At 51.2% G+C, this 8,568-nt stretch carries 9 protein-coding genes; 3 read left to right on the top strand and 6 right to left on the bottom strand.

Going from position 1 to position 8,568, the window contains the following annotated elements; genetic code table 11:
* Positions 1-87: 87 nt before the first annotated feature.
* From ELY33_RS17425 to ELY33_RS17450, 6 genes are read right to left on the bottom strand one after another with little or no spacing between them, the layout of a single operon-like run.
* A complete protein-coding gene (locus ELY33_RS17425) occupies positions 88-474 on the bottom strand; it encodes a Na+/H+ antiporter subunit G (RefSeq protein WP_126949177.1) in 387 nt (128 codons plus the stop codon).
* 28 nt (positions 475-502) lie between these two features.
* Entirely contained in the window at positions 503-772 is a 270-nt protein-coding gene (locus ELY33_RS17430; protein ID WP_038485667.1) for a K+/H+ antiporter subunit F, read from the bottom strand.
* On the bottom strand, positions 766-1,263 hold the full coding sequence (locus ELY33_RS17435) for a Na+/H+ antiporter subunit E (RefSeq protein ID WP_126949178.1): 498 nt from the start codon (positions 1,261-1,263) through the stop codon (positions 766-768). The genes ELY33_RS17430 and ELY33_RS17435 overlap by 7 nt, the downstream gene beginning before the upstream one ends.
* Entirely contained in the window at positions 1,260-2,771 is a 1,512-nt protein-coding gene (locus ELY33_RS17440; RefSeq protein ID WP_126949179.1) for a monovalent cation/H+ antiporter subunit D, read from the bottom strand. The genes ELY33_RS17435 and ELY33_RS17440 overlap by 4 nt, the downstream gene beginning before the upstream one ends.
* A complete protein-coding gene (locus tag ELY33_RS17445) occupies positions 2,768-3,100 on the bottom strand; it encodes a Na+/H+ antiporter subunit C (protein WP_126949180.1) in 333 nt (110 codons plus the stop codon). The genes ELY33_RS17440 and ELY33_RS17445 overlap by 4 nt, the downstream gene beginning before the upstream one ends.
* Entirely contained in the window at positions 3,101-5,932 is a 2,832-nt protein-coding gene (locus tag ELY33_RS17450; protein WP_126949181.1) for a monovalent cation/H+ antiporter subunit A, read from the bottom strand.
* 158 nt (positions 5,933-6,090) lie between these two features.
* On the opposite strand from ELY33_RS17450, the gene ELY33_RS17455 reads away from it, so the two are divergent.
* Genes ELY33_RS17455 through ELY33_RS17460 form a run of 3 tightly spaced genes read left to right on the top strand, consistent with a single transcriptional unit; the run spans position 6,091 to position 8,334 of the window.
* Positions 6,091-7,020, top strand: a complete 930-nt coding sequence (locus ELY33_RS17455) for an ion transporter (RefSeq protein ID WP_126949182.1) — start codon at positions 6,091-6,093, stop codon at positions 7,018-7,020.
* A 16-nt stretch (positions 7,021-7,036) separates the two neighbouring features.
* Complete coding sequence (locus ELY33_RS18300) at positions 7,037-7,168, top strand: hypothetical protein (RefSeq protein WP_279629887.1); 132 nt, start codon at positions 7,037-7,039, stop codon at positions 7,166-7,168.
* 20 nt (positions 7,169-7,188) lie between these two features.
* Positions 7,189-8,334, top strand: coding sequence for a hypothetical protein (locus ELY33_RS17460; RefSeq protein WP_126949183.1), 1,146 nt, complete (start codon positions 7,189-7,191; stop codon positions 8,332-8,334).
* Positions 8,335-8,568 lie beyond the last annotated feature (234 nt).

The following is an 8,568-nucleotide window of genomic DNA, read 5'->3' on the forward strand; positions in this document are numbered from 1 at the left end:
TTCCCACTACTGCCTCACGTCTTTGACATATAAAAGCGCCGGCGTTTCAGCCAGCGCTTAGCGATCGAGAGAGGAGGTCTCTGTCTTTTAACCATGCCCTTTGTCAGGGTGAGGTACGGGTTTTTCGCCTACTTCTTCTGAGCGAAGTTCTACCGGCTTGCCTCGGGTTTTGTCAGCATACTTAAGCTGCATATGCAGACCCGTCTTCGCGAGCAAGTGCGCGCTAACGGGTGCCGTAATGAACAAAAACAGAGTGATCAACAGTTCTTGTACGTCAGGCTTACCATCGACACTCCAAAAATAACCCATTGAAGCGACAAGCATACAGCCGATACCAAGCGTGGTGGCTTTGGTGGGGCCATGCAGGCGCATGTAGAAGTCTTTTAGGTGGGCGAGACCTAGCGAGCCGATAAATACGAAAATCCCGCCCGCTACTAATAGCAGTGAAATTAGCGCTTCGACGAAAAACGACATTGGCGCATCTCCTGAGACGTCACACGGTTCATTCGATAATATCCCCGCGTAAAATGTACTTACATACTGCCACCGTGCTTATAAAGCCGAGCATGGCAATTAACAGTGCGGACTCAAAGTACGTCTTGCTATTGAGCCACAGCCCTAGCAGGACGATGAGTGCAATCGAGTTGACATACATTGTATCGAGCGCCAACACGCGGTCTGGCAGGTCAGGGCCAATGGTTAGGCGATAAAGATTCATCAACAGCGCCATTACCACCAGCGCTAAAGTAATCACCAGGGCAGCGCTTAGCATTCGTAGATCTCCTTAAGTGGGCGCTCATAACGCTCGCGTATATGGGTAATTAAGGCGTCCTCGTCGTCCACATCAAGTGCATGAATAAGAAGAGATTTTCCGTCCATGCGTAAATTTGCCGAGACGGTGCCAGGTGTGAGACTGACCGTACTGGCGAGTAACGTAATAGTGAACCGTTCTTCAAGCATCAGCGGATATTCAATAAAGTGAGGTTTAACTTTGCGCCAGGGGTTGGCAATTAAATACGCTACTTCGAAATTGGCGATGACGATATCGCCTAGTACGCGAAGTACAAAACGCAACAGCTTGAACGGTTTACCAATGCGCGGACGTGCATCCCAAAAGCGGTGGGTCAATAACGGAATGAGGATAGCCAGTGCGCTGCCTAGCACAATTTGACCAAACGCAAAGCTGCGTACGAGTAATAACCATACCAATAGCAGCAGCAGTGATAGTACCGGCGTAGGAAGCCAAGCGCGGGGGGCAATCATTGGGTGTCTCCAGCATCAGGCAGAAGCGTATTTATCAATAGCTGTGGGTTGGCCAACTGCTCTCCCGTGGCTTGAGTATAGCTACTCACTGGCCCAGCAAAGGCCACCATTAGGGGTGCCGCGCTAAGCAGCCACAGCATGCCAATCCATTGGTAACGTGAGAGGATACTACCACTTGGGCTGCCTCGGTGACTGCGCCAAAACAGCGTTGAACCTGCGCGAGATAGCGCAATTAATGACGCAAGGCTTGTCAGTAGCAGTAGTGGCCAAAGCCACAGACGTTCACTACCTTCTGCTGCGTTGAGCATTAGTGCTTTCCCTAGCGCGCCGGATAGTGGCGGTAACCCTGCGATGGCAATGGCACCAACAAAAAAGGTAATTGACAGAGCATTCCCTTGAACCAATGGTCGGCCTTTAACGATGCGTGTGCCGGGTTTACCCCGCTGAAGGCCTATCATTTCGGCCAGCAGAAAGAGCCCACCAGTAATCAACGTAGTGTGAATAAGATAAAAAAGCAGCGCTGAAGTCGCAGCAGGTGAGCGCATGCCAATTCCAGCCAGTAGTGTGCCCACCGAGATAAGTACCAGATAAGCTACCAGTAGGCGTAAATCACGTGCAGCGATAACACCGACACCTGCTGCTGCTAGCGTTGCTAGCGCTAACCACCATATCCAGGGCTGCTCTAGAGCCACTAACCCACCTGCCTGATCGCTGAATATCAGTGAATAAACACGCAAAATCGCGTAAATACCCACCTTCGTCATAATGGCGAATAACGCTGCCACTGGCGCAGGTGCGGCAGCATAAGCGCGGGGCAGCCAAAAATAGAGGGGCAAAATAGCTGACTTTAAACCAAAAACCACCAGCAGCATTAATGCGCCTGCGGTGACTAAACCTTCGCGCTCTGCGGGCAGACTGGCCAGCTTATGGGCCATGTCAGCCATGTTCAGTGTACCCGTTGCACCATAGAGGATGCCTACGGCAATTAGAAATAGTGAAGAGCCCGCTAAGTTGAGTACCACATAGTGAACACTGGCATGGATGCGTGCTTTGCCACCCCCGTGCAGCAGTAGGGCGTAAGAGGCTAAGAGCAATACTTCGAAAAATACGAAGAGATTAAAAAGATCGCCGGTTAAAAACGCGCCGTTAATGCCCAACAATTGCCATTGAAACAACCCATGAAAGTTACTGCCTTTTTCATCATCACCGCCGCAGGCAAAAATGACCGCACCGACTGCCAGAATAGCGGTCACTAGCACCATCAATGCCGACAAGCGATCTAGCACCAGCACTACGCCAAACGGTGGTTGCCAGTCGCCTAGCGCGTAGTAAGTAATTTCACCACTCGCTGCTTGGTTGACCAACGCGATTGAGACGAATAGCAAAAGCACGGAGGCGACTACGCTGACGGCGCGCTTATAACGCACTAATCCTTGGCGTTGATAAAGCAATAAAATGCCCGCGATTAACGGTAGTACCACGGGTAAAACAATTAGATGCTGAATCATTCGTGGTCTTCCTTTTTACCGTCGACATGGTCGTTACCCGCTTCGCTGCGTGCACGCATGGCCAGGATGACCACGAAGGCTGTCATTGCAAAACCGATGACGATCGCCGTCAATACCAGTGCCTGGGGCAGGGGGTCAGCAATGTTCTTGCTTTCATTAACCAGGGCGGCCCCGTCCGTCGTTAATCCCCCCATGGAAAATAAAAACAAGTTAACCGCGTAGGAGAGCAGTGTTAAGCCAACCACAACGGGGAATGTACGTCTCCGCAGAGTTAGATAGAGTCCGCACGCAGTTAATATGCCTGTTGTAATGGCATAAAGCATTTCCATTTAGTGGGGCTCCTTGTCGTTGGGCGTATTCGAACCAGCGCTTGTTTTAGGCTCTGTGACTGGGCGGTGTGATGTCGTGACCTTACCCAAATTAGCAAGAATCATTAGTGTTGCACCAACAACGGCTAAATAAACGCCGAGATCGAATAGCAGGGCGGTAGCCAGCTCAAAGGTGCCAATCAGTGGCAAGGTAAAGTAACCGAAAGACGACGTCAGGAACGGATAACCCAGCAGCCAGCTGCCCAGCCCCGTGAGTGTTGCAACAGCAACGCCTACTACGGCGACGGGTTGGAAAGGGAAGTTAAGACGTTCTTGCGCCCATTCCACGCCGCGTGCCATGTAGAGCAAGATAAGCGCGACAGCAGTAATCAAGCCGGCGATAAAACCGCCGCCAGGTTGGTTGTGCCCGCGCAGAAAGATAAACGCAGAAACCAGCAGTGCTAGCGGCAGTAACGTCATTGAAATCGACGTTAAAATGGCGGGGTAGCGATCGGGAGACCAAACACGCCCTTCGCCGTCGCTATGGGGGATGAACAGGCGTAGTCGATTCAAGAGTTTGAAAATCGCCAAGCCTGCAATAGCGAGTACCGTAATCTCACCAAGCGTATCGAAACCACGGAAGTCGACCAAAATCACGTTGACGACGTTATAGCCGCCGCCGCCTGGCTTGCTGTTTTCAACAAAAAATTCAGAAATCGACAGTGTTTCACGAGTCATCACTGCATAGTTAAGGCTAGCCACCACTAAGCCCAGTGACCCTGCCAGTAACAAATCCCTTGCGTTGCGCTTAGGGCTCGATTCGCGTGGCGTTTTTTGGGGTAAGAAAAATAGCGCCAACATCAGCAATATCATGGTCACAACCTCTACCGATAGCTGAGTCAGTGCCAAGTCCGGAGCTGAAAAACGCGCAAATGTGAGAGCAACGAATAAACCCACCACCGAAAGCATCAGTAGTGAAATTAGCCGGTATCGATGGGTTGCCGCGGTTGCTATCCCCCCAAATATCAGCATGCCTGCACCAAACATAACAACGCCGTCGATCGGCTGATTACCTTTTGAGCCAGTTAAGCCGTTCATATTTGCCAAGCCAACCGCGCCCATCAATAACGCCGCAAAAAGCAGCCAGCCCATGTAGCGTTGTAGCGAGTTGCCTTCAAACTTGGTGATCAGTTGCTCGGCACGATAACCAAGCGTAATGATAGAGCGCTCAAACACTCGGAGTGCATCAACACTGGCAAACGGCTTTACTAAACGGCGTAGGTCAGCATGTCGCCAATAAAGCGCGAATCCCACAACAAAAGCCAGCCCACTCATGATTAAGGGAAGGTTGACGCCGTGCCAAATTGCCAAATGGAAATCAAGCGGTTCGCCCAATACGGTTTGAGTCGCCAGTTGTAAAATGCCAGTGGCAAAAAAAGCGGGGAAGAGTCCGACCAAAACGCATAGAGCCACTAGAACTTCCACGGGTAGTCGCATCAAGTGAGGTGGCTCGTGAGGAGCTTTAGGCGTTGCTTCTTTGGCGGGCTTATAAAAGACGGCGTGCACCAAACGCACTGAATAAGCCACTGAAAGAATGCCACCTAATGTTGCAAGGGCAGGGAGTATCCAGCTAAGCCCACCCAGCACTGGGGTCGCTAGCGTTTCGGTAAAAAACATCTCTTTAGAAAGAAAGCCGTTAAAAAACGGTACACCAGCCATGGCAGCGGCAGCCAGGGTAGTTAGCAACGCTGTAACAGGCATAGCTTTTTTTAGCCCACCGAGTTGCTTGAGTTCTCGTGTGCCCGTTTCGTGGTCAATAATCCCTGCGCTCATAAACAACGCGGCTTTAAAGGTGGCATGATTCAAAATGTGAAACAGGGCGGCTAACACCGCCATTGGGCTGCCAATGCCCAGCAATACGGTGATTAAGCCTAGGTGACTGACGGTCGAGAATGCCAAGATTCCTTTTAAGTCAGTTTTAAAGAGGGCAAACCACGCGCCATAGAGCAGTGTGATAGTACCTATTAGCGGTACTACTACACTCCAAAGCTCGCTGCCAGCAATGGCAGGATGCAAACGTGCCATTAGAAAAATACCTGCTTTTACCATAGTGGCCGAGTGCAGATAGGCTGAAACTGGCGTTGGGGCTGCCATCGCATGAGGTAGCCAAAACTGAAAGGGAAACTGGGCTGATTTGGTAAACGCACCGAGTAAAACTAGCCCAAGCATCAGTGGGTAGCGTGGGTCGGCAACGATCACAGCACCGCTGGCAAGTACGTCGTCCATTCGGTAGCTGCCCGCCATATCACCCAGTAGCAGTAAGCCTGCTAGCAGGGCCAGTCCACCGGCACCGGTAACGGTAAGTGCCATACGGGCACCCTTTCGGGCATCACTGCGATACGACCAAAAGCCAATCAACAAAAATGACGAAAGACTAGTTAGTTCCCAGAATAACCAGAGTAAGATGAGATTGTCTGACATCGAAATACCCACCATCGATGCCATAAACAGCATGAGAAAGGCGTAGAAACGTCCAAATGGCTCATCTTTAGCTAAGTAAAAATGTGCATACAATAAAATCAGAAGGCCGATGCCAATAATCAGAAGGTTAAAGAGCAGTGACAGACCATCTAATCGAAAGGCTAGTTCCAGGCCTAGTTCGGGCATCCATGCCGCGTTAAAACGCAGCGCTTCACCTTCTAACAGGGCAGGGATCTGCAGCAGTGTCAACAGCAAGGCAACGGCCGGCAGTATGCTTGTCGCTAGCGAGCACAGAGTGCGGCTGCGTTTTGCATTGAGTGCCGGCACCAGCACGCCGAGCAGGGGCAGTAAGGCTATCCACAGCAGTGTCATGGGCTTATCCAGCGCAAAAAATCAAAGATTACCTAGGTCGCAGCAGGTACCTGGGTGACGGAGATACACCAAGTGAAACAACAAGGTATCACTTGTAGAGTAAGCGTGTGATTTTAATATAAAGTGATGCCGTTAACCGTTTAGAGACTCCTTGTTCCATGAGTGAACCATTCAATACCTGGCAAGCCCGCTTCGAAAAGCTGCGTAGCAACAAGCTGTTTGAAGGGGTAGTGATTTCCATCATTGTGATTTCTGCCCTGGTAATAGGCGCGAAAACCTATGAGGAAACCTCCCGAATAGAGCAGTGGCTGCTTTATCTTGATATTGCCGTAACCGTGTTCTTTCTGATTGAGATTTTGATCAGAATGGCAGCCGAGCGCAACTTAGTCAGCTTTTTTAAGAAAGGTTGGAATGTTTTCGATTTTTTGATAGTGACTGCTAGCCTGATCCCCATGGACGACTCAGAGATGGTGTTGCTGGCGCGGTTGCTGCGGATTTTCCGTGTTTTGCGTTTGGTGTCGATGATTCCTGAATTGCAAATGTTGCTGGGCGCGTTGGTGAAGTCGATACCCCGGATGGGTTATGTCGTACTGCTGATGTTTATTATCTTTTATATCTATGCTGCCCTTGGTAGCTTTTTGTTCCATAACGTTGACGATTTTTTGTGGGGGAACATTTCCGTAGCGATGCTTACGTTGTTTCGCATCGCTACGTTTGAGGATTGGACTGACGTCATGTATGCCACCCAAGAAGTATATACTTGGAGTTGGATCTACTATTTGACGTTTATATTTCTCACCGCGTTTATTTTCCTCAATATGATGATCGGCATTGTACTCGACGTTATGCAAAAGGAGAGCGCGCAGATGGAGTTGGATAGCGGTGAAGGGGATTCTGCTCAACTTCAATCTCTGCGTAGCGACGTGCATACGTTAAAAGCTCAGCTTGATCGTATGGAGGCTGCCATGGTCCATAACGGCACGTCATCTACTATAAGCGACCAAGCCGACCAGCCTAAAACAGAGTCACCTAGAACAGGGTCAGCTAAAACAGGGCCAGCTAAAATAGATTTACCTGGAAAAAAGTAATGAATGGAGCGCTGCTATGATGTTGTCCGCCCCCTCTAAAAAATATCGCCCCTTCGTGGCTGTACACTTTGTACGTTCGTTGATTGAGCAGGATAAAATTCCTGGAGATGTGACGATTCAGGTGCTAACTCAGGTACCCAGGCTGTGACAGCGGAGTCGTTAGGGTAAATGGCGTTCCGGCCCTGGCAGTTAATAGTGCTATCAGCAGTGGTAATTGCTGGACTGCTGTCGGTCGCCGCTTCCCACGAGCCATTTGAAGACAAACTGGTGCGCTTGGAAGTCGAGCGGATGCTGCCCGCCCTTGAACCTGGGCTTCAACAAGAGTCTGCGGCGATCAACTCGCTCTTTCTCAGCTATGCCTCTGATCAAGCGCTATGGATGAGCGCCTCGTTGGCGATATTACGCCATGGGGATATCGCCCGAAGCACGCTGCTCGACTATGGATTATCGCCTCAATTCCAGCAAGTGCTAGTGCGCTTTGGTGCGGATGCGGTGCTGCCCATAAGCTACTTCCGTGATCACGATATTGCGTCGCTGCGCGCCCAGCACTGGATTGGTGAGCGCTATCAGCAGGTCAGCCGCTGGTGGAGCGATGAGTCCGCTGCGGGCATTGAAATGGATGAGGCAGACATCGAAACCGCAATAGCAAAACTGACCCCTTACCGGCGTGGCCAGATGGGCATTGCGCTACTCGATAGCAACGGCCATGGGCTGCTCAATCAATTTGTAGTAGACGATGATGGTAATGTTGAGTGGCTGCAAGGCGAGCGGTTGGTATCGGGCGTGGGAGATTTTTTTACCAGAGGCCTGCGTGATTTGGAAAGCCAGTGGCGGCGCGGCGAGGCCATAGGCATAAGCGACCTTGGCTGGGCTGGCGTTGACATATTCGTCATGGCTAGCACCGTCAAGGTCTTAAAGGCAGGTCGAGCCGCCCGTACCGCTCGATTTGGCAGCGTTGAAGCGCAGGGTGCCCGTGCAGGGCTACGACAAGGAGTCGTTGCCTCTGGCGGGCGTTTCGCCGCGCTGCCGCGTATGGCCAAAGTGGCTGCGGTGGCTACCACAGGCTATGTGGTTATTCGCCACCCAAGCCTAGTCAGTGCTCTAGGGGCCAATTTTTCGCAATGGCTCGGTTGGCCAATATGGCTTGGGCAATTTCTTGTCTGGTTGATGGTATTACTGCCAGTGCTGATTATTGGCCGTTTTGTCTATCGTTGGATACTTACGCCGCTGCTGTGGTTGCTGGTGCCTTTAGCTCGGCTGTGCTTGAAGGCCGCTCACCGTGGCACAGGTAGGCGGACTAAAGAGCAGACGTAAGGGCCAGCCGGTTGACACGCTCCGACCACTAAATCAGAGATTATAGTGGCGGATTCCCAGGTCGTTGCCTTCCTGGTTCCTGCTTCGTTGTCCGTTGCCTTCAATGCCTTGGCATTGCCGGTCTTATACAAACTCCACAGGCGTCGATTTCCGAGTGACCCTCGGTATTACTTCAACTCTCAGCACCGGCTAACAGCGCGGTGCCTGCTTGTAAGATATTGCAGGCGGCATTTA

The sequence above is a fragment of the Vreelandella andesensis genome, assembly GCF_003989795.1.
Lineage (GTDB): Bacteria > Pseudomonadota > Gammaproteobacteria > Pseudomonadales > Halomonadaceae > Vreelandella > Vreelandella andesensis.